This is a genomic window from Colwellia sp. BRX8-5, from assembly GCF_014077325.1.
Lineage (GTDB): Bacteria > Pseudomonadota > Gammaproteobacteria > Enterobacterales > Alteromonadaceae > Colwellia_A.
Map to the genome: position 1 here is coordinate 1 of NZ_JACGVR010000049.1, position 20,305 is coordinate 20,305.

Below are 20,305 nucleotides of genomic sequence, written 5' to 3' on the forward strand. Positions count from 1 at the left end.
CGATAAAAAAGCGGATGCGCTTGCATTCGTTGATAAGATTCAACCAAAGGATTGTCGTTTAAAAGTGGGTAAAGAAATGTTTACTCATTTTGGACCTGCGTTTGTTAAAGAATTGACGGGTCGCGGCTTCGATGTCTTTTTAGATTTAAAGTTCCACGATATTCCTAACACCGTAGCAAAAGCGGTAACCGCTGCTGCAGAGATGGGGGTGTGGATGGTTAATGTTCATGCCAGTGGTGGACATGAAATGATGGTTAAAGCTAAACAGGCATTAGAAAAATACGGTGATAACGCCCCATTACTTATTGCCGTCACTGTTTTAACCAGTATGAGTGAAGAAGATTTACTGGGCTTAGGTATTACGCGAACGCCAGCCGAGCAAGTGATGCTGCTAGCAAAGTTGACAAAAGAAGCTGGCCTTGATGGTGTTGTTTGTTCAGCACAGGAAGCTCAAAGCCTGAAAAGCGCTTTAGGTAAAGACTTTAAGCTTATCACGCCAGGTATTAGACCTGCAGGTGCCGCCAGTGATGATCAAAAACGTATTATGACGCCAGAGCAGGCAATGGCCGTTGGTGTTGATTATTTAGTTATTGGCAGACCTATTACTCAAGCTGAAAACCCACAGCAAGTTTTGCAGTCGATTAATTTATCGCTTAATTAAGGTCAATTAGCATAATTTTATTAATGGCTATAAATTGACAAAAGTAAAATTTTATCCTAAACCTATTAACGTCTTATTAATAATAAATTAACAGTTTATTGTTTGTGAGGCGTAATGGAATTTACAATAAAAGGATATAATCATGATTAATTTTTCAAAAATCTTACTTATTTGCCTGACCTTTACTTTTTCGTCATTAAGCTTTGCTGAAAGTGTCGGTGGTAATGAGCCCAATGCCAATGTTAATCAAATTGACGAGCGTATTGATATAAACCATGCTGATATTAAGACCTTATCCTTATTAAAAGGCATAGGCATGAAAAAAGCGGCAGCCATTGTCAAATACCGAAATGAAAACGGTAAGTTTATCTCGGTCGAAGACTTGTTGAATGTTAAAGGTATTGGCGGGCAAATATTAGCGTTAAATAAATCAAAACTAACGATCTAGTATTCCTTGAAGAGATAAAAAAGGCTAAACAAATCAATTGTTTAGCCTTTTCAATTTTACTCTTAAGTAAAATGTAGGGTTATTGTCGCGATGCTAACTTTTTTCTTGTGCAGAACAAACATCATTATGCTGACATATAATAGCCCAAACATTTTTATAGCCTAAACGGTTTAATTGTTCAGCAGCAAGACTCGCCCGGCCGCCGGTTGCACAATGAAGATATATACGCTGGTCTTCATCAGTCGTGCAGCTACCAATATTCATCTCTAAAACACCACGTGGAATATTAACTGAATTTATCACTGGGCTAGTGGCAACTTCTTGCGCTTCACGCACGTCAATAAAGAGGCTTTTCTCTTTTTTCGCACTTAGGTAAGCATCATGAGCCGATGTAGTTTGAATGTTTTTTCTAATTTCAGCTATCAGTGTCGGGATAGTTTTCAACATTTATAAATGCCTTAATATTTAATGATTAAAAAGAGTCAATATCGTTTTTCTATTACAGCTACATTAGGATATCCTAATATAGTTGTCAATAATGTAATCTTTAAATGTCAGTCTGCGTGTAGTCATAAATTTTAGACATAAAAAAAGAGCCGAAGCTCTTTTAGATAAGAATGTAAAAATTAAATTTTTGGAATTCTTATTTTCTTTTCTGGTGACTGACGATAAATAATTAATGTTTTACCAATTACTTGAACTTTAATTGACGCTGTTTCACGGCAAATAGCTTCAACAATTAATGCTTTACTGTCACGATCATCGGTTGGGATTTTAATTTTAATTAATTCATGATGATTTAATGAATAATCAATTTCGGCAACTACTGCCTCTGTTAAGCCGTTGTTACCCAATAAAACCACTGGTTTCAATGGGTGCGCAAGACCTTTTAAATACTGTATTTGTTTTTTATTTAGGCTCATTAACAATTTTCGTTACAAGTTAGCTTGAATTAATACTATTTTACCTCCATCTACTCTGTAATACTAATAAAACGTTAAATCGTTTTGCATTATTAACAAATTAATTAAGTTAAATTAATGAGTAAAAAGAAATTAAGTAATAGTAGTACCCGTTGGATGCAAGAACACTTTGATGATGAGTATGTAAAAAAAGCTCAGAAACTCGGTGTGCGTTCTAGAGCATACTTTAAAATTGAAGAAATAAACGTTAAAGATAAGCTGATTAAAAAAGGCATGAAAGTGGTCGACCTAGGTGCTGCACCAGGAGGTTGGTCAGAATATGCGGTCAAAGCCGTTGGAAGTGGCGGGCAAATTATTGCTTGTGATATCCTGGCAATGGACCCTATTGCTGGTGTTGACTTTTTACAAGGCGACTTCAGAGAAGAACCGGTACTTAATGCATTACTAAACCGTATTGGCGGCAAAGATATCGATGTTGTTATGTCTGACATGGCCGCTAATTTTACCGGTAATGACGGTGCCGATGCCGCAAGAAGTATGTATCTTGTTGAATTAGCATTAGACATGTGTAATCAGGTATTAAAGAAAAATGGCGCATTTGTTGTTAAAGTCTTTCAAGGAGCAGGATTTGAGCAATTTATGCAAGACTTAAGAGGAGCATTTAAAACAGTAAAAACCCGTAAACCAGATTCGTCACGTGCACGTTCACGCGAAGTATATTTGGTTGCTACCGGATTTAAATAGCTCCGAGCGTTAAATTATAGTAAATTACGACTCATCAACTTAAAAGTTTAGGTTGATTTCAGAACTAGCCGTTTATCTGTGCTAGTTGACGGTTAAGTAAAAGTTCATTCAAAGTACAAGAGGTCATTAAGTTGAGCGATATGGCAAAAAATCTTATTTTATGGTTGGTAATAGCGGTTGTTTTAATGTCGGTATTCCAAGGGTTCACTCCGAGCACCACTACTGAACAACAAGTTGATTACACGCGTTTCATTAAAGATGTCCGTCAAGGACAGATCCGTGACGCAAATGTTGATCGTAATGGTGTTATCAAAGGCACAAAACGTAGTGGTGAAGCCTTTGTTACTGTTATTCCTGGTGGTTTCGATCGTGATTTAATTAACGATTTAGTTAAACAAGGCGTTAATGCTTCTGGTGAATTGCCGGAAGAAACTAGCTTTCTAACCACTATTTTTATCTCTTGGTTCCCAATGATTTTGTTGATAGGTGTATGGATATTCTTCATGCGTCAGATGCAAGGCGGTGGTGGAAAAGGAGCGATGTCTTTTGGTAAGTCTAAAGCGAAACTTTTAAGTGAAGATCAGATAAAAACAACTTTTGCTGATGTTGCTGGTTGCGACGAAGCGAAAGAAGAAGTTTCTGAGCTTGTTGATTACTTAAAAGAGCCAACTAAATTCCAAAAACTTGGTGGCCGTATTCCTTCAGGTGTCTTACTTGTAGGACAACCGGGTACAGGTAAAACCTTGCTGGCAAAAGCTATTGCTGGTGAAGCTAAAGTACCATTTTTCACTATATCAGGTTCTGACTTTGTTGAAATGTTTGTTGGTGTTGGTGCATCTCGTGTGCGTGACATGTTTGAGCAAGCTAAAAAATCAGCCCCTTGTATCATCTTCATCGATGAAATCGATGCGGTAGGTCGCCAACGTGGCGCAGGTATGGGGGGTGGACACGACGAACGTGAACAAACACTTAACCAAATGTTGGTTGAAATGGATGGTTTTGAAGGTAATGAAGGCGTTATCGTTATTGCCGCAACTAACCGTCCAGACGTTTTAGATCCAGCACTACTTCGTCCTGGTCGTTTTGACCGTCAAGTTACGGTTGGTCTACCAGATATTCGTGGTCGCGAACAAATTCTTAAAGTGCATATGCGCAAAGTACCTTTGGGTGACGATGTTAAAGCATCAGTTATTGCACGTGGTACACCGGGCATGTCAGGTGCAGATTTAGCTAACTTAGTTAATGAAGCCGCATTATTCGCTGCACGTTCGGCTCGCCGCACTGTATCGATGGATGAATTTGAAAAAGCGAAAGACAAAATATTAATGGGTGCTGAACGTCGTTCGATGGTTATGAGCGAAGAAGAAAAAGCCATGACAGCTTATCATGAAGCAGGGCACGCGATTGTTGGTCGTTTAGTGCCAGATCATGACCCCGTTTACAAGGTAAGTATTATTCCTCGTGGCCGCGCTTTAGGTGTCACTATGTATTTACCAGAACAAGACAGGTTTAGTCATAGTAAACAGCATTTAGAAAGTAATATTTCGTCACTTTACGGTGGTCGTATCGCTGAAGAAATGATTTACGGTTTTGAGAAAGTTTCTACCGGTGCATCTAACGATATTGAACGTGCGACTCAACTTGCTCGTAAAATGGTTACTCAGTGGGGCTTCTCACAAAAATTGGGTCCAATGTTATTTGCTGAAGAAGAAGGTGAAGTGTTTTTAGGTCGTTCATCATCTAAATCGTTGAACATGTCTGACGAAACTGCACAAGCGATTGATATTGAAATCAAAGCATTTGTTGACCGTAATTATCAACGTGCAGAAAAGATATTGAACGAGAACCGTGATATTTTAGAGACAATGAAAGATGCGTTAATGCATTACGAAACTATCGATGCTAGACAAATCGATGACTTAATGGAACGCAGAGAAGTTCGTCCGCCAATGGCTGAGTGGGATAATCACTCTGATTCAAAGAAGCCACCTAAAGCTGATGACAATGCCTCTTCTGATACTAAAGAAGATAAAGCTGAGAAAAAAGAAGTAGCGCCAGATCTAGATAAACCTAGTGACGCCTCTGCTGATTAATAGCCTTTAAATATAGCCTCGATTAACGAGGCTTTATTTTATAAAAGTTAATTTACTTTACTGACAGTAAGTTGTTTTTTATAAAATAAATTTCTATACAGAATAATCACAAAGAGCATAAGTTTTGTTGAAAAATCTACCTTGCGGTACACATTTTCTTAATATTGAAACCCCGCAGGTGATGGGGATTTTAAATGTAACCCCAGACTCATTTTCTGACGGCGGACAATTCTCTCGTATTGACTCTGCGTTAAGACAAGCTGAACAGATGATAGCCGATGGCGCCACCATTATTGATATCGGGGGCGAATCAACGCGTCCAGGCGCTAAAGACGTTTCTGTTAAAGATGAGTTAGCGCGTGTTATTCCCGTATTAAAAGCCATTAATGCGCGTTTTAATATCATTGTCTCTATTGATACCAGTAAAGCCGCGGTAATGTCTGAGGGCATCACTCATGGGGCAGGTATCATCAATGATGTTCGAGCCCTGCAAAATGAAGGTTGCTTACCGGTATTAGCACAAGATCAACGTGTTGGTATTTGTTTAATGCATATGCAAGGTTTACCTCGAACCATGCAGCATAATCCTCACTACGTTAATTTAATAGACGACATTACCACTTTCTTTCACGAAAGAATTTTAGCCTGTGCACAAGCGGGTATTAATACTTCGCGTCTTATTTTAGACCCTGGCTTTGGCTTTGGTAAATCGTTAGAACAAAATTATAGTTTATTGTCGAATATGGCTAAATTTCAATGCCTAGATTTGCCTATATTGGCAGGACTGTCGAGAAAATCGATGATCGGTAATCTTCTTAATCGAGAGGTTAATGAACGCTTAGCGGGTAGCTTAGCAACAGCCATTATAGCCGCTCAGCAAGGGGCAAAAATTATTCGTGTTCACGATGTAAAAGAAACAGTCGATGCTTTAAAAGTTTTACAAGCTACCACCATAAATAAATAACTCATCATTAAATATACTAAAAAAGTAAATATAAAGGACAAATAAAATGTCAGAAAGAAGATATTTTGGAACCGATGGCATAAGAGGCCTAGTAGGACAATACCCAATCACCGCTGAGTTTGTGATGAAATTAGGTTATGCCGCTGGCCGCGTACTAGCTGCCCAAGGCACAAAAAAAGTACTTATCGGTAAAGATACCCGAATTTCAGGCTACATGCTTGAGTCAGCCCTGGAAGCTGGTTTTTCTGCTGCAGGTATCGATATTGGCTTATTGGGACCAATGCCGACGCCAGGAATTGCTTACCTTACTAAAACTTTTCGCGCTGAAGCGGGTATCGTTATTAGTGCATCACATAACCCATTTTATGACAACGGCATTAAGTTTTTCTCACAAAATGGTGAGAAGTTACCCGATGATGTAGAACTGGCTATTGAAGCTCAATTAGATAAAGAAATGGGCTGTGTTGAATCGGCTAAATTAGGTAAAGCAACAAGAATTGAAGACGCTGCTGGGCGCTATATTGAGTTTTGTAAAAGTAATTTCCCTAGCCAATATTCCTTAAAAGATTTTAAAATTGTTGTTGATTGCGCACACGGTGCAACTTACCACATTGCACCTAACGTGTTTCGTGAATTAGGTGCACAAGTGATTGAAATTGGTACATCGCCTAATGGTACCAATATTAACGACCAATGTGGTGCAACATCAATGGACGCTATCAGTAAGGCTGTTGTTGAACATCAGGCTGATTTAGGTATTGCACTCGATGGTGATGGCGATCGCTTGATGATGGTTGATCATACCGGCTATGTGCTTGATGGTGATGAATGTGTCTACGTTATCGCTTCAAACGATTTACAAAGCGGCGTTATTAGTGGTGGTGTTGTTGGTACACTGATGAGTAATATGGGTCTTGAAATTGCGCTTGCAGATATGGGTATACCTTTTGCTCGCAGCAAAGTAGGCGATCGATATGTTACCGAAATGCTCAACAAAAAAGGTTGGCAGTTGGGCGCTGAAAACTCTGGCCATGTGATCAATTTAAAAAATACTTCTACGGGTGATGGTATTATCGCCGCGTTAAATGTATTAACCGCTGTTTGCAGTGGTGATAAAACCTTACATGAACTCCGCCAAGGAATGACTAAATTACCACAAGTGTTAGTTAATGTTAGGTTTACCGGTGACAATGACCCGTTAACGGCGCAGAATGTCGTCGCTGCTGTACATACGGTCAATGAGCAACTCTCAGGGCGTGGTCGCGTGTTATTACGTAAATCAGGTACTGAGCCTTTAATACGCGTTATGGTTGAAGGACCAGAATTAATAGAAGTTACTGAGCTAGCAAATGTAATTGCTGATGCTGTTAAAGCCGCTTGTTAACAAAATAGACGTCAGACGGTTGAATAATAAGCAAATGAACAAGATATTAAGTTAAACACTTGTATCTTGTTCGTAGGTTAGTTAATATCTCGCCGCTTTAATTAGGAAAGATAAATGAAAAGACAAGCAATAGTAGCCGCAAACTGGAAAATGAATGGAAGTTTCTCGCTGATAAAAGAAATGATTTCAGGATTAAATAGTGTCAAGCTAGCTAAAAATGTCGACGTTGTTGTTTGTCCTCCTGCTCCTTTTCTATCAGCATTTACAATAAGTGCTAAAAGTGAAAATTTACAAGCAAACATCCATTTAGGTGCGCAAAATGTAAGCGAGCATCAAAGTGGAGCATATACCGGTGAAATATCCACTGATATGCTCAAGGAAGTTTCTGTAAATTATGTTATTGTAGGGCACTCTGAACGAAGATGCATTTACAAAGAAACAAGTACACAAGTTGCTCATAAAGTTAAAGCAACATTGAATGCTGGTTTAACACCTATATTGTGTATTGGTGAAAGTGAAGATGAACGAACTGCTGAACAAACAGAGACAGTACTCGCTTCACAATTACAGCCAGTAATTGACGAAATAGGTATAGAAAAATTTACAGATGTTGTTATTGCTTACGAGCCTGTTTGGGCTATTGGTACTGGCAAAACAGCATCTCCAGAAATGGCACAAGCAACACACTTATTTATTCGTCAATTTTTAGCTAATGCTGATGATACTATCGCGAATAAAGTGCCATTATTATACGGTGGTAGCGTAAATGCTGCTAACTGTGAAGAATTATTTGCACAAACTGATATTGACGGTGGTCTTATTGGTGGTGCTAGTTTAAAAGTCGACGAATTCAAAATAATTTGCTCGTCAGCCAAAGGATCTTAAAATGTTGTATCAATCGTTAATTATTGCTTATTTAATTGTTTCAATTTGTTTAATTGGTTTAGTTCTAATCCAACAAGGTAAAGGCGCAGATATGGGCGCATCTTTTGGTGCCGGCTCTTCAGCAACAATATTTGGTTCAAGTGGCTCAGGTAACTTTTTAACTAAAGCGACTACATGGTTAGCTATCGCGTTCTTTGTTATCAGCTTAGTGTTAGGTAACTTGACGGCAAATAGAATTAAATCTACCGATGAGTGGAACAACTTAAACACTCCTGTAGAGCAAACTATACCAGGCGATTCATCAATCCCTAGCGAAAGTGTAGAGCCAGGTCAGTCATCAGAGAATAGCGATATTCCTGCAGCGACTAAAAAAGCGAGTGATAACGACATTCCAAAGTAAAGTTTTAAAAATGCAGATGTGGCGGAATTGGTAGACGCGCCACCTTGAGGGGGTGGTGACTTAGGTCGTGAGAGTTCGAGTCTCTCCATCTGCACCAACACTATGAAAAAGGCTTACAGCAATGTAAGCCTTTTTTATTGCGCTAAATAACTGAATTACTAGACGCGTTAATTTGAAGGGGGTGTTGACTTAGGTCGTGAGAGTTCAAGTCTCTCCATCTGAACCAATACTATAGAAAAGGCTTACAGCAATGTAAGCCTTTTTTATTGCGCTAAATAACTGAATTACTAGAAGCGTTAATTTGAAGGGGTGGTGACTTAGGTCGTGAGAGTTCGAGTCTCTCCATCTGCACCAATACTATAGAAAAGGCTTACAGCAATGTAAGCCTTTTTTATTGCGCTAAATAACTGAATTACTAAACGCGTTAATTTGAAGGGGTGTTGACTTAGGTCGTGAATAATATCTATGTCTGCTCATTGACAATATTAATTTTTCTATAAAGTTCTATCTGCACTTTTACCTGAGTTAAGCGCATAATTCTGTCAATATTTAGTAAACTTGTTACAATGCTATTTTTAAATTTAAGTAGACTATGAATAAAAGTAATGATCCACTCCACGGCGTGAAACTTGAACAAATCCTAACCGATCTAGAGAAGAAAATTGGTTGGGATAAGATGGGTGAGTTACTTAATATTCGTTGTTTCACCAATAAACCGCGCCTCAAATCAAGTTTGAAATTTCTGCGTACAACCCCTTGGGCACGCAGTAGAGTTGAAATTTTATACTTGAAAACATTTTGTAGTAAGCATAAAGAAACGGGGAAATTAATAAGGGGGATACTCGCCCAAAATACAGCAGTAGCAAAAACGACTTCCAACAAGCCCGCTCCCTTCGTTTGGCCAACATAGAAAAACAAATAGACTTATGCGACTTTAATATATTAATAGGACACCCAACCTAGTAATTTTAATAGAATTGCTCATCCCTACCGATGCACTACACTGAAATAACCAAGCGACATAATCACAGGTGATTTATGGCTACGCCAAGGAAACAACAAATCAGTTTAGTAGATACCCCTTATTATCATTGTGTTGTGCGTTGTGTTCGAGTTGCTTTTTTATGTGGCGAAGATGCCTTGTCAGGTCAAAGCTTTGATCACCGCAGAGAGTGGGTAGAAGAGAAGTTACACTTTCTTATCGAAGTCTTTGCGATTGACGTGCGTGCCTATGCTGTAATGAGTAATCATTATCTAAAGTAGAAGATTTAGTGGAATAAATCTAAAAACCGATTGCCACTCGGTTTTTAATGTGACAATATCACAATACTTAAATAGGGTAGTGAAAAGTCTATGCAACTCGGTGAACTAGAAAAACAAGTATTGGAATACCTTTGGAAGGCACAGCCTGCTGACGCTAAGCAGGTACATAGCTATTTCGAGAAAAATCGAGGCGGCTCTCTTAATACCATTCAAAGCACGTTAGATCGCTTATTTAAAAAAGATCTATTAAGTCGGGTAAAGAACGGCCACGCATATCTATACTTCCCTAAAGTTGCTCGTCAAGAATTGATAGGCCAACTCATTAAAAGTGTTACTCATGATTTTGTTGTTAAAGATGAAAATAGCGTTGTTGCGGCTTTTTCTTCAATTTCATCTGATCTAGATGAGGATCAGTTGGATAAACTTGAAGCTATGATTGAGCAACAGCGCAAAAAATTAAAAACAAAGGCCGAAAAATGATTTATGGTCATTGGGCGTTAGCATTTAATTTACTCACGATTGCCGTATTAGCTTTTATCGTTGCCAATGGCTTTATTTCGCTTGCTTTTTGGTCGGTAAAAAATAAAATTCAAAGTTACACTGTGCCTACCCGTAAATCGTTACTCTGGTTATGTGTGCTTTCACCTTGGATTATTGCATTATTTGTAACGCTGTTATTTAGCCCTCTTTTTCAATCAGGGGCAATGTTTGTATGGTTAACTGAATTAGCTCACTGGCATCATCCTAATATTTATTATTTTTTAAGCTGGCATAGTATTAGTTTAATTCTCTTCATCGGCTTCAGTCTCACTATTGCTGTTCGAAGTCTAGTTGTAGCCTACAAAAATCACTATCAGATAATTTTGTTGCGCACTTTAGCGACAAAGAAGAGTGAGAACGTCTTTATAATCAATTCATCGATCCCGACAGCATTCACAGGTGGGTTAATTAAACCATCGTGCTTTATATCTACAGGCTTGATGGAGCAACTAGATTCAGATGACATTGAAATCATCATTCAACATGAACTTGCTCATTTATACTATGCTGACCCGCTACAAAAGTGGGTGTTTTCATTATTGTCTTCTTACTTTTCACCTAATGTTAAGAAAATATTGAAATCGATGATGGCAATTACCATGGAGCAAGCGGCTGATTCTTTCTTCGTAAAAACTCAACAACAGGCGCACAATGTTGCTAGTACGTTAGTGAGATTTACTAAGTTAGCGGCTAAATATTCCATACATGAACAGTTCAAAAGCGAATTACTCGTTCACTTTTGTCGTCAATCCATTGAGCAAAGAGTATTAGAATTGCTCAATGATACTCAACTCAAACCTTTTCCAATGAAAGTGGTTTTACTCACAATAATACTATTAGCCGTCATATCAATGACATCAGTAGATAGCCTCCATCACGCTATTGAAACGCTATTCGATCATTAAAATAATAATTTAAGGCTTACTCCAAGGCTCACTCTAAGGTATTAAAAATGAAACTATTTACTCAATCATTCACAAATAAAAAACCGACCGCCAATCGGTTTTTGTCAAGGCGTTATGTAAAATTTAGCGCTGTGGTACTGATGATCACTTCAACACTTTCAGCTTATACATACTCAGGTTATGCATACTCAGAAGACAACCCCTTGAAATCGTTTGACTTATCTACGGCAATATCTCAAACAATGCATATGCACCCAGAGCTAAAAGTATTTGCTAATCAAGCTGATATTTATAAGGGGTATGCTCAACAAGCTGGTATTCAGGTTAGACCAGAAATTGGACTTACCATTGAGGATGCAATGGGTACGGGTGATCATAGTGGCTTTAAAAGTGCGCAATCCACACTATCTATCTCATGGATTTTAGATAACGCTCTAGTAAAAAACAGAGTGGCAAATGCTAAAATTCAGGGATCAACCGTTGCATTCGCGCGAGAAATTAAAGCGCTAGATTTAGCCGCACAAACAGCAAAATATTTTATCCAAGTATTGGTCAATGAAGAGCGATTAAAACTGTCAAAAATGAGCTTAAAGCAAGCGGTTAAATCATTTGAAGCCGTTACTAAACGTGTAAATGCAGGAAAGTCTTCTTTAGTTGATAAACTAAAATCACAAGCTGAAGTCGCTAAACGAGAATTAGTTGTTGAAGACTTAACTCATGAAGTAGATGCCAGTAAATATCAGTTATTGGCGCAGTGGCAAGGACAGGGGCAAAGCGAGCAACATAAAGAAACTAACATCATTGGGTCATTATTATCGTTACCCCATTTACCTTTAACCAATAGCACCGATGTTGATTCATTATTTACTCATCTAAAACAACTACCTTCGGTCAGTCTTTTCGCTACAAAACAGCGAATTGTCCAGTCTGAGATTGAACTTGCTCGTATTGAAACTAAACCACTATGGAAATTTACAACGGGATTAAGACGTTACGAAACAACCGATGATTTTGGTTTAGTCGCTGGAATTTCAATTCCTTTTGGTGATAGCAATCAAAATCAAGGGAAAATAAATGCGTTACACGCCTCTAAAACTGAATTAGAAACAGCGTCACAAGCACTCGTTCATCAATTGAATACCCAGTTGTATGTGCTTATTGAACAAATGAAACACAGCCAACATGTCATTCATGCTATGACTGAAAACCTTATACCTGTGCTTGAACAAGCTTTTGTTGAAGCTGAAAAAGCTTACAAAATTGGCCGATATAGCTATACCGAGTGGACAAATACTCAAAAAGAATTATTAGATGCTCAGTCAGACTTGATTGCTGCTTATCAAAATGCACATTTAAACAATATTGAAATAGAACGATTAACGGGTACGTCTCTAGTTGCCATTAATAAAAACGCTAATACACCTTTTAACGCTCAATCTATTGAAAAAAATAACGAGAAATAATCATGAAATCAACATTTAAAATATTAACTCTAATCAGCACACTGTGCTTTGTTAGCTTAAGTACAAGTTTCTCTAGCCTTGCCGTTTCAGAGCAAAAGGTAGAAGAAGCCGAGCCAGAGAAAGGGCCGAATCGTGGACGACTATTGAAAAAAGATAATTTTGCCATTGAACTATCCATTTTTGAAACGGGAGTACCCCCTGAGTTTCGTGTGTGGGCAACTGAGAATGGAAAAGCTATCGACCCTGCGAAAGTAGAGCTAAATGTAAAATTGACCCGATTAGGTGATGGTGTCGATGACATTAATTTTTTTCAAGAAGGCCAGTATCTTCGTGGTGATATGGTTATCTACGAACCTCACTCATTTATTGTCTCTCTAACGGCTAAATACCAGGGAAAAACTTACAGTTGGCAATATGACAATTTTGAAGGTCGAACAAGTATTGATGAAAAAATTGCAGAGGCAATGGAAATTAGTACTGAAGTTGTCGGGCCATCAACATTCCATGAAAGCATTGAGGTGTTTGGAAACTTAACGTTACCAGCCGATGCTAGCAGTAATGTTTACGCTCGATTCGATGGACTGGTTAAAAAAGTTCACGTCAAGCTAGGTGATGCAATTAAGAAAGGTCAATTGTTACTCACTCTGGAAAGTAATGAAAGTTTGCAATCTTATCAGGTGACATCAACTCAAAAAGGCATTGTGAGTGCGGTTAACGTTACTTCTGGTGAGCAATCTAAAGGCCGAATATTACTTACGGTGACTAATGATGAAACCTTAGTTGCGGAGCTAGCTGTTTTTCCTTTGGATTTAGCCAAAATTAATATTGGCGCAAAAACAACGCTTAACATTAATGGTGTTGAAGAACAGTACACAAGTAAAATTGATAGCCGAGTATTAAAAGTTAGGAATGATCAGGCGAAGCTATTTCGTGTCTTAGTAAACAATAGTGATTCCTTATTATCTGAAGGCTCTTTTGTAAGTGCAAGAATTGAAATTGGCTCATTTGACGTAGCGATGGCGGTAAAGCGTAACGCATTGCAGAGCTTTCGTGATTTTACCGTGGTTTATGCCAAGGTTGGTAATGAATATGAAGTAAGAATGCTTGAATTAGGCCGCATAGTGGGGGATGAAATTGAAGTGTTAGGCGGTATATCCCTAGGCACTGAATATGTCACTGAGAATAGTTATATTCTCAAAGCCGATGTTGAAAAATCTGGCGCATCACATGACCACTAAAGGTTTCCCTTTTAATTACAACAATCAGTAAAAAAGTTTACGCCTAAAAGACTTACTTTTAAAGGAAAAATAATGCTCGAATATTTACTCAGATTTTCTATTCGTAGAAACTCAATTATTATGTTGGCGGTACTCGCCTTCGCAGGACTTGGTCTTTGGAATTTTACCAAGTTGCCGATCGATGCCGTCCCTGATATTACCAACATTCAGGTAATGATCAACACCGAAGCCCCTGGATATACACCGCTTGAAGTGGAACAACGGGTTACTTACCCATTAGAAACCGCATTGGCAGGCATACCAAATTTAGTGAGTACACGCTCTGTTTCACGTTATGGCTTATCGCAGGTAACCGCCATTTTTAGTGATAATACTGATATTTACTTTGCCAGGCAATTAGTGAATGAACGCTTAGTCTCAGCAAAATCAGATTTACCTTTTGGTTTAGAGCCTGAACTTGGACCTATAGCAACTGGGTTAGGTGAAATATTCATGTTTACCGTGGATTCTGAGCCTAATGCACGTAATGATGAAGGGAAGTTAATAACAGCTACAGATTTAAGAACGGTTCATGATTGGATTATTCGCCCTCAGTTAATGCAAGTGGATGGTGTGGTTGAAGTTAACCCTATTGGTGGTTTTAAACGTGAAATACTTGTTGCCTTTGAGCCTAAAAAGCTACTGGAATTTGGCCTTAATCAGCAAGATATTATTCAAGCGATCGAAAATAATAATGATAATAAGGGCGCTGGGTTTATAGAAAAAAATGGCGCTCAATGGTTATTACGTATTCCCGGACAGGTAGAAAGTTTAGAGGCTATCGCTAATATTCCTGTTAGGACAACTGAAGGAAGTGTAATTCGAATTTCTGATGTCGCTAAAGTACAAGAAGGAAAAGAATTAAGAACAGGTGCAGCAACCCAAAATGGTAGAGAAGTTGTGATGAGTACCGTTTTCATGCTCATTGGTGAGAACAGTCGAAATGTTGCTAAAGCGGTTGGTATAAAGTTAGACGAAGTTAAAGCGAGTTTACCCTCAGGTATTACCGTTACCGCTGTGTATGACCGTACTACCTTAGTTGAAAAGACACTCGATACAGTAAAAATGAACCTCTTTGAAGGGGCGTTATTAGTTATTGTCGTGTTGTTTTTATTGTTAGGCAATATGAGAGCGGCATTACTTACTGCCGCGGTTATCCCATTTGCGATGTTAATGACCGTAACGGGCATGGTACAAGTAGGCGTAAGTGCCAATCTAATGAGTTTAGGGGCGTTAGATTTTGGACTACTTGTTGATGGTGCTATTATCATCGTTGAGAATTGTCTAAGAAAGCTCAGCTCAGCTTCTGCGAATGGTCGTACCATGGCAGTTAATGAACGATTAGCACTGGTCTATGAAGCAACTAAAGAAGTCATCCGTCCGGCATTATTTGGCGTATTTATTATAACTGCTGTTTATTTACCTATTTTTGCGCTTACGGGTGTCGAAGGTAAAATGTTTCACCCTATGGCAATAACCGTTGTTATAGCATTATGTTGTGCAATGTTTTTATCTGTAACTTTTGTTCCGGCAGCTATTGCTATTTTGTTCAAAGGCCCTGTAAAAGAAAAAGAAAATATCATTATAAAATCATCTTTAGCGCTTTATCGTCCCTCTTTAACATTTGCGCTTAAAGTTCGCTGGTTTGTTGTGGTTTTCGCAGTTGGACTTGTTGGCTTAGCAGGATTTTCTGCCAATAAACTTGGTAGCGAATTTGTGCCAAACCTTGATGAAGGTGATATCGCCATGCATGCCTTGCGTATTCCCGGTACATCATTGTCGCAAGCTGTCGCGTTACAAAAAGTCTTAGAAGAAAAAATCAATCAAATGCCAGAAGTTGAACGTGTCTTTGCAAAAATAGGCACAGCCGATGTTGCAACAGATGCTGTACCACCCAGTGTTGCCGATAATTTTATTATTTTAAAACCACGCAGTGAATGGCCAAATCCTAATAAACCTAAAGCACAATTTGTTGAGGAATTAGCAGCCGTAGTAGAGCCTATACCGGGTAATCGATATGAGTTCTTACAACCAATACAAATGCGGTTTAATGAGTTGTTATCAGGAGTTCGTGCAGAGCTGGCTATCAAAGTGTTTGGAGATGATTTTGAGACTTTAGCAGCGTTAGGAAAGAGCATAAACGCAGCTATTATTAATGTTGAGGGGATTGCTGATATTCAAGTAGAGAGAACGACTGGTTTACCACTAATGACGATTAATCCAAAACTTGCCCAGCTAGCAAAATATGGAATAAGCGTGAAGCAACTACAAGATCAACTTTCCACAGCGTTAGGCGGTACGATTGCGGGTAAGTTCTATCAAGGTGATCAACGTGCAGACATAGTAGTACGTCTTCCAGAAGCGCTAAGAACTGATGTTGATGCCTTGGCTTACCTACCAATACAGATGTTCGATAACAGTTATGTTCCATTACAGGAGCTAGCTGAATTGGTATTGGTTGAAGGTGCAAACCAAGTCAATAGAGAAAATGGCAAACGTAGAGTGTTTGTTACCGCTAACGTTCGAGGGAGAGATTTAGGGTCATTTGTTAAGGATATTCAAGCTTCAATTAATGAGTCTGTTGAAATACCTGCGGGTTACTGGATTGAATATGGCGGCACCTACCAAAAATTACAATCAGCATCAGAGCGCCTATCTATCGTGGTTCCTATTACGTTGGTGATGATTATTGGTCTTCTTTTCTTGGCTTTAGGCTCATTTAAAGATTCCATGATTATTTTCACTGGTGTTCCATTAGCCTTAACAGGTGGTATTTTTGCTTTACTGTTGAGAGATGTTCCTTTTTCAATATCAGCCGCTGTTGGTTTTATTGCTTTATCAGGCATCGCTATTTTAAATGGCCTAGTTATGGTCTCGTTTATACGAGAACTTAGACGCGAAGGAGCTGCTTTAGATACGGCTATTATCGAAGGTGCATTGACAAGACTTCGACCTGTGCTAACAACCGCGCTTGTTGCCTCATTAGGTTTTGTGCCTATGGCACTTAATACGGGCATTGGCTCAGAGGTTCAACGCCCACTAGCGACTGTGGTGATCGGAGGGGTGATTTCCTCAACTATATTGACGCTATTCGTTCTTCCAGCTTTATATCGTTTACTACATCGCGAAGAAATCTCCACTGAAACAACTCATTCAAAGGAAACCGTTAATGTTTAATATTATACAGCGATATAGCTTGTCGAGTTTTATCGCTTTACTAGCCATATGGTTACCGATTGAAGCCTTTGCTCATGGTGTCGATGAAAGCACACGAGCATTTTTACTACAAAACACTGGTGTACAAATTATCCCATTTTTGTATATCGGTGCTAAGCATATGGTGACGGGGTACGATCATTTATTGTTCTTAGTAGGTGTGCTGTTCTTTTTATATAGAAGTCGAGATGTTCTATTGTATGTCAGTATGTTTACGCTAGGGCACAGCTTAACCTTATTGTTTGGCGTGATCAGTGACATACAAGTTAATGCTTATGTGATCGATGCCATTATTGGGCTATCGGTTGTTTATAAGGGCTTTGATAATTTAGGTGGCTTTAATCGACTCTTTGGTAAATCACCCAATGCCAAGCTTGCTGTACTGATTTTTGGTCTTTTTCACGGCTTTGGCTTAGCAACCAAGTTACAAGAGTTTCAACTTCCTGATGACGGCTTAATTACTAATTTAATTGCCTTTAATGTTGGGGTTGAATTAGGACAGTTTACCGCCTTGGCCTTTATTCTTTTAGTGATTAATTTTTGGCGTAAACATAGCAGCTTCACTCGCTTTGCGACAAACACGAATTGTTTGTTGATGAGTGCAGGGTTTATGTTGGTAGGTTTTCAACTGACTGGTTATTTCATTAACTAATTTATTAAATTTTTACTATTAAACTTTACCCTAATTTAAGAGATAAAACGATGCAAAAAACAACGCCACAAACTATAACTTTAACGAATTCAGCATTGCTCAAATACACACTGTTTAGCTTAGTCTTTGCAGCAATTACACTTTTAACCATTATATTGCCTGCTGAGTATAATATTGATCCCACAGGGATTGGGCATGAACTTGGACTAACCGTTTTTCACAACGTAAAGGCCGAAGCGTCTACTCCACTCTCTTCACGAGAAGCCGCCGAAAAATCAAAAGTTGCTACAGAAACCATTGAAGTAATTGTTCCTGCTGGTCGCGGTGTTGAATACAAATTTATCATGGCGCAATACCAAAAGCTTGAATATGAATGGATAACAGATAGGTCAGCATTGTATTTTGATTTACATGGCGAACCAGAAGGCGACACAACGGGCTATTTTGAAAGTTATGCAATAGCAACACTGGGTGAAATGAAAGGGAGTTTTACGGCACCATTTGCTGGTTCTCATGGTTGGTATTGGAAAAACACCTCTGACTCCCCAGTCACTGTTCAACTTATTGTAAAAGGTGAATACACCGAGCATGGCCTCAAATAATCACCTCAAATAATCACCTCAAATAATAAAAAAACAAACATACTTTGAATTTAATTAAAATAATTGGAGTACCAAAATGAAAACTTTAATAGCAGCCTTATTCATTACATTGATATGTAGCACAAGTTCAGCATTCGCGCATACTGAACACGGAACAATAAGCCCTAAAGTAGCAACACAAATTGCAGCTAAAGCTACCCAAAAACTGACTTTTAAAGATTTAGGTTTCAAGGTTGGAAAATTAGACTCGAGCTGGAAGAGTTTGACTTCAGAAAGTTTCAAACTACATGCGGCAGAAGCTAACCGTTATATTGTTAGTGCTAACAATAAATCAGAAAATAAAACAATTTATTTCCTGATGACAATGTCAGGCGAAGTATTAAAAGTAAATTCTGAAGCGAAGTTTTAATTTAAAAATTAGGGGAATAACATTCTCCTTTTATCTTGGTACTTTTACATGGAATCGCTCGTATTTCTTTTTATATGAATGAAATATAGCGATTATTCGTTAGTTATAACGGAATTTTGCTCTAAAGATGTTGATGGTTATGCTTTGAGACCTTATATAAAATATATCAGTAATACTCCATTATAGTTATGTTTTCAGGTAACGAGACTGATGAGTACTCAGGCCACAATTGAGGTAGCTAAGAGCCGAGAGGATAGTTAAGTAAAAATAAATCTGAGATTGTCTCGACGCAACCAAGGCTTGTTCAATTAGTTTTTTATAGTTATTAATTCTATTGTTCGAGTGGACAAAAACCTCAAAAAGCTTTGCTGATTGTAAAGGGAATGTGGATTTCATTATATTTATTTTTGCTGACAAGGGAGGGATATATTCCGTAGCGTTTGCCTGAAGCATTAAAACCCTACTGGCATCATATTGAACATTTGGAATATGAGAATAATGCCTGTATTCTAAGTTATTCCTTGGCTAATGGTCAAAATAACGGTGGTGCAGAAGAGCTGGTGTTTAACATTAAGATACAAAATGCTCCTAACAAAAGTGTATTTCCTGGTGTAGGTTAAAGTTATTTATGTAACTTAGCCGTAGGTCAGAAAATAGAGACGCTAGGTCCCTTTTAATATTTTCATGCAAAACCATCAAGTAATAAAACGATGATATTAATCGGCGCTGGATCTGGTATGGCACCAATTAAGTCTTTAATTGAAGAACAATTAATTACCCCCTGAAAATGGTAGTTTAATTAAAAGGGACATTTACTTTTTTGTGGCACTAGAACTGTGTTATCTGGGGCTACTAAAGATTGGCTGAGCACTAAAGGTTATGTTCAAGAATAACTAATATCAAATATTAACAAAATTTTCCAAATCGAAGGTGTTGAATTTAATTTGTATGGGCCATCAGACATGATGAGCACAACCATTGATTTATTGATAACCCAAAGCATTGATGCAAAAAATATTGCATTTGATGAATTTATACAATAACCCATTAATATTTTATTAACGTAGGAGTAAACCATGAAAACTTTAACAAAATTAGCTTTGGTATTGATACCAACCATTACTTTATCAATGACGGCTACAGCACATGATCCAAAATTACATGCAAAAAAAGCTGAAAAAGCTGATTGTAGCAAAATGGATAACAGAAAGATTGAAATGAAGGATCCTGTCGCAATCGCCATGATGAAAAAATGTATGAAGCAGGCAGAGAAGTCCAAAGGTAAATTGAAAGATAAAGAAATTAAAATGGAAAAAAAAGAAATAAAAATGAAAGATAAAGAGATGAAGAGTAACGTCATTAAAGGGTCGACTCTTATATCAAGCATCGCTATAATTTCGCGTCATTATTTTAAAATCTAGGTCTATATCATGCCTTTTAAACCTCGCTGAGCGAGGAACTATTTATTAGTGTTGG

General features: G+C 38.1%; 21 protein-coding genes, 1 tRNA gene and 1 pseudogene. 21 read left to right on the forward strand and 2 right to left on the reverse strand.

Annotated elements, in window-relative coordinates; genetic code table 11:
• Positions 1-661, forward strand: a 661-nt coding sequence (gene pyrF, locus H4J62_RS19215; RefSeq protein WP_182231364.1) for an orotidine-5'-phosphate decarboxylase, incomplete at its 5' end; no start/stop codon positions are given.
• Between the two features lie 142 nt (positions 662-803).
• Positions 804-1,109, forward strand: coding sequence for a helix-hairpin-helix domain-containing protein (locus H4J62_RS19220; RefSeq protein ID WP_182215842.1), 306 nt, complete (start codon positions 804-806; stop codon positions 1,107-1,109).
• Positions 1,110-1,202: 93 nt separating this feature from the next.
• Here the strand turns inward: H4J62_RS19220 and H4J62_RS19225 are convergent, their stop codons facing one another.
• Both H4J62_RS19225 and yhbY read right to left on the reverse strand, forming a co-directional pair.
• Complete coding sequence (locus H4J62_RS19225; protein ID WP_182215843.1) at positions 1,203-1,556, reverse strand: rhodanese-like domain-containing protein; 354 nt, start codon at positions 1,554-1,556, stop codon at positions 1,203-1,205.
• Positions 1,557-1,735: 179 nt separating this feature from the next.
• Positions 1,736-2,032, reverse strand: a complete 297-nt coding sequence (gene yhbY / locus H4J62_RS19230; RefSeq protein WP_070373826.1) for a ribosome assembly RNA-binding protein YhbY — start codon at positions 2,030-2,032, stop codon at positions 1,736-1,738.
• 117 nt (positions 2,033-2,149) lie between these two features.
• On the opposite strand from yhbY, the gene rlmE reads away from it, so the two are divergent.
• From rlmE to H4J62_RS19325, 19 genes and pseudogenes are all read left to right on the forward strand, one after another.
• The gene (gene rlmE / locus H4J62_RS19235) at positions 2,150-2,776 is read left to right on the forward strand and encodes a 23S rRNA (uridine(2552)-2'-O)-methyltransferase RlmE (protein ID WP_182215844.1); all 627 of its coding nucleotides are present in this window, start codon (positions 2,150-2,152) and stop codon (positions 2,774-2,776) included.
• 131 nt (positions 2,777-2,907) lie between these two features.
• A complete protein-coding gene (ftsH, locus tag H4J62_RS19240; protein WP_070373824.1) occupies positions 2,908-4,869 on the forward strand; it encodes an ATP-dependent zinc metalloprotease FtsH in 1,962 nt (653 codons plus the stop codon).
• 181 nt (positions 4,870-5,050) lie between these two features.
• Complete coding sequence (folP, locus tag H4J62_RS19245; protein WP_182215879.1) at positions 5,051-5,833, forward strand: dihydropteroate synthase; 783 nt, start codon at positions 5,051-5,053, stop codon at positions 5,831-5,833.
• Between the two features lie 46 nt (positions 5,834-5,879).
• Positions 5,880-7,217: a phosphoglucosamine mutase gene (glmM, locus tag H4J62_RS19250; protein ID WP_182215846.1), complete on the forward strand. Its 1,338-nt coding sequence runs from the start codon at positions 5,880-5,882 to the stop codon at positions 7,215-7,217.
• Positions 7,218-7,331: 114 nt separating this feature from the next.
• Positions 7,332-8,102 carry a triose-phosphate isomerase gene (tpiA, locus tag H4J62_RS19255; protein ID WP_182215847.1) on the forward strand — a complete coding sequence of 257 codons (771 nt, stop codon included), beginning with the start codon at positions 7,332-7,334 and terminating at the stop codon, positions 8,100-8,102.
• 4 nt (positions 8,103-8,106) lie between these two features.
• Positions 8,107-8,502 carry a preprotein translocase subunit SecG gene (gene secG / locus H4J62_RS19260; RefSeq protein WP_182215881.1) on the forward strand — a complete coding sequence of 132 codons (396 nt, stop codon included), beginning with the start codon at positions 8,107-8,109 and terminating at the stop codon, positions 8,500-8,502.
• Positions 8,503-8,514: 12 nt separating this feature from the next.
• Positions 8,515-8,599 (forward strand) — tRNA-Leu (locus tag H4J62_RS19265).
• Between the two features lie 495 nt (positions 8,600-9,094).
• The gene (locus H4J62_RS19270; RefSeq protein WP_182215849.1) at positions 9,095-9,412 is read left to right on the forward strand and encodes a VF530 family DNA-binding protein; all 318 of its coding nucleotides are present in this window, start codon (positions 9,095-9,097) and stop codon (positions 9,410-9,412) included.
• 128 nt (positions 9,413-9,540) lie between these two features.
• A pseudogene (locus tag H4J62_RS19275) lies at positions 9,541-9,753 on the forward strand (transposase); the annotation flags it as partial.
• A gap of 102 nt (positions 9,754-9,855) precedes the next feature.
• The gene (locus tag H4J62_RS19280; RefSeq protein WP_182215851.1) at positions 9,856-10,245 is read left to right on the forward strand and encodes a BlaI/MecI/CopY family transcriptional regulator; all 390 of its coding nucleotides are present in this window, start codon (positions 9,856-9,858) and stop codon (positions 10,243-10,245) included.
• A complete protein-coding gene (locus tag H4J62_RS19285) occupies positions 10,242-11,210 on the forward strand; it encodes a M56 family metallopeptidase (protein WP_182215853.1) in 969 nt (322 codons plus the stop codon). The genes H4J62_RS19280 and H4J62_RS19285 overlap by 4 nt, the downstream gene beginning before the upstream one ends.
• Positions 11,211-11,257: 47 nt before the next feature.
• The gene (locus H4J62_RS19290; RefSeq protein ID WP_259364933.1) at positions 11,258-12,673 is read left to right on the forward strand and encodes a TolC family protein; all 1,416 of its coding nucleotides are present in this window, start codon (positions 11,258-11,260) and stop codon (positions 12,671-12,673) included.
• Positions 12,674-12,675: 2 nt separating this feature from the next.
• Positions 12,676-13,911 (forward strand): efflux RND transporter periplasmic adaptor subunit, encoded by a 1,236-nt coding sequence (locus H4J62_RS19295; RefSeq protein ID WP_182215855.1) that lies wholly within the window; start codon positions 12,676-12,678, stop codon positions 13,909-13,911.
• A gap of 72 nt (positions 13,912-13,983) precedes the next feature.
• Positions 13,984-17,127, forward strand: coding sequence for an efflux RND transporter permease subunit (locus tag H4J62_RS19300; RefSeq protein WP_182215857.1), 3,144 nt, complete (start codon positions 13,984-13,986; stop codon positions 17,125-17,127).
• Entirely contained in the window at positions 17,120-17,818 is a 699-nt protein-coding gene (locus H4J62_RS19305) for a HupE/UreJ family protein (protein ID WP_182215859.1), read from the forward strand. The genes H4J62_RS19300 and H4J62_RS19305 overlap by 8 nt, the downstream gene beginning before the upstream one ends.
• A gap of 50 nt (positions 17,819-17,868) precedes the next feature.
• Entirely contained in the window at positions 17,869-18,420 is a 552-nt protein-coding gene (locus tag H4J62_RS19310; RefSeq protein WP_182215861.1) for a hypothetical protein, read from the forward strand.
• Between the two features lie 76 nt (positions 18,421-18,496).
• A complete protein-coding gene (locus H4J62_RS19315) occupies positions 18,497-18,829 on the forward strand; it encodes a DUF6488 family protein (RefSeq protein ID WP_182215863.1) in 333 nt (110 codons plus the stop codon).
• Positions 18,830-19,269: 440 nt separating this feature from the next.
• Complete coding sequence (locus H4J62_RS19320; RefSeq protein WP_182215865.1) at positions 19,270-19,449, forward strand: hypothetical protein; 180 nt, start codon at positions 19,270-19,272, stop codon at positions 19,447-19,449.
• Between the two features lie 456 nt (positions 19,450-19,905).
• On the forward strand, positions 19,906-20,250 hold the full coding sequence (locus tag H4J62_RS19325; protein WP_182231365.1) for a hypothetical protein: 345 nt from the start codon (positions 19,906-19,908) through the stop codon (positions 20,248-20,250).
• Positions 20,251-20,305: the final 55 nt, after the last annotated feature.

Bases quoted from the DNA above. Each gene is read 5' to 3' on its own strand.
- H4J62_RS19220 (WP_182215842.1), top strand. From the start codon at position 804: ATGATTAATTTTTCAAAAATCTTACTTATTTGCCTGACCTTTACTTTT.
- H4J62_RS19225 (WP_182215843.1), bottom strand. From the start codon at position 1,556: ATGTTGAAAACTATCCCGACACTGATAGCTGAAATTAGAAAAAACATT.
- yhbY (WP_070373826.1), bottom strand. From the start codon at position 2,032: ATGAGCCTAAATAAAAAACAAATACAGTATTTAAAAGGTCTTGCGCAC.
- rlmE (WP_182215844.1), top strand. From the start codon at position 2,150: ATGAGTAAAAAGAAATTAAGTAATAGTAGTACCCGTTGGATGCAAGAA.
- folP (WP_182215879.1), top strand. From the start codon at position 5,051: ATGGGGATTTTAAATGTAACCCCAGACTCATTTTCTGACGGCGGACAA.
- glmM (WP_182215846.1), top strand. From the start codon at position 5,880: ATGTCAGAAAGAAGATATTTTGGAACCGATGGCATAAGAGGCCTAGTA.
- tpiA (WP_182215847.1), top strand. From the start codon at position 7,332: ATGAAAAGACAAGCAATAGTAGCCGCAAACTGGAAAATGAATGGAAGT.
- H4J62_RS19270 (WP_182215849.1), top strand. From the start codon at position 9,095: ATGAATAAAAGTAATGATCCACTCCACGGCGTGAAACTTGAACAAATC.
- H4J62_RS19280 (WP_182215851.1), top strand. From the start codon at position 9,856: ATGCAACTCGGTGAACTAGAAAAACAAGTATTGGAATACCTTTGGAAG.
- H4J62_RS19285 (WP_182215853.1), top strand. From the start codon at position 10,242: ATGATTTATGGTCATTGGGCGTTAGCATTTAATTTACTCACGATTGCC.
- H4J62_RS19290 (WP_259364933.1), top strand. From the start codon at position 11,258: ATGAAACTATTTACTCAATCATTCACAAATAAAAAACCGACCGCCAAT.
- H4J62_RS19295 (WP_182215855.1), top strand. From the start codon at position 12,676: ATGAAATCAACATTTAAAATATTAACTCTAATCAGCACACTGTGCTTT.
- H4J62_RS19300 (WP_182215857.1), top strand. From the start codon at position 13,984: ATGCTCGAATATTTACTCAGATTTTCTATTCGTAGAAACTCAATTATT.
- H4J62_RS19305 (WP_182215859.1), top strand. From the start codon at position 17,120: ATGTTTAATATTATACAGCGATATAGCTTGTCGAGTTTTATCGCTTTA.
- H4J62_RS19310 (WP_182215861.1), top strand. From the start codon at position 17,869: ATGCAAAAAACAACGCCACAAACTATAACTTTAACGAATTCAGCATTG.
- H4J62_RS19315 (WP_182215863.1), top strand. From the start codon at position 18,497: ATGAAAACTTTAATAGCAGCCTTATTCATTACATTGATATGTAGCACA.
- H4J62_RS19325 (WP_182231365.1), top strand. From the start codon at position 19,906: ATGAAAACTTTAACAAAATTAGCTTTGGTATTGATACCAACCATTACT.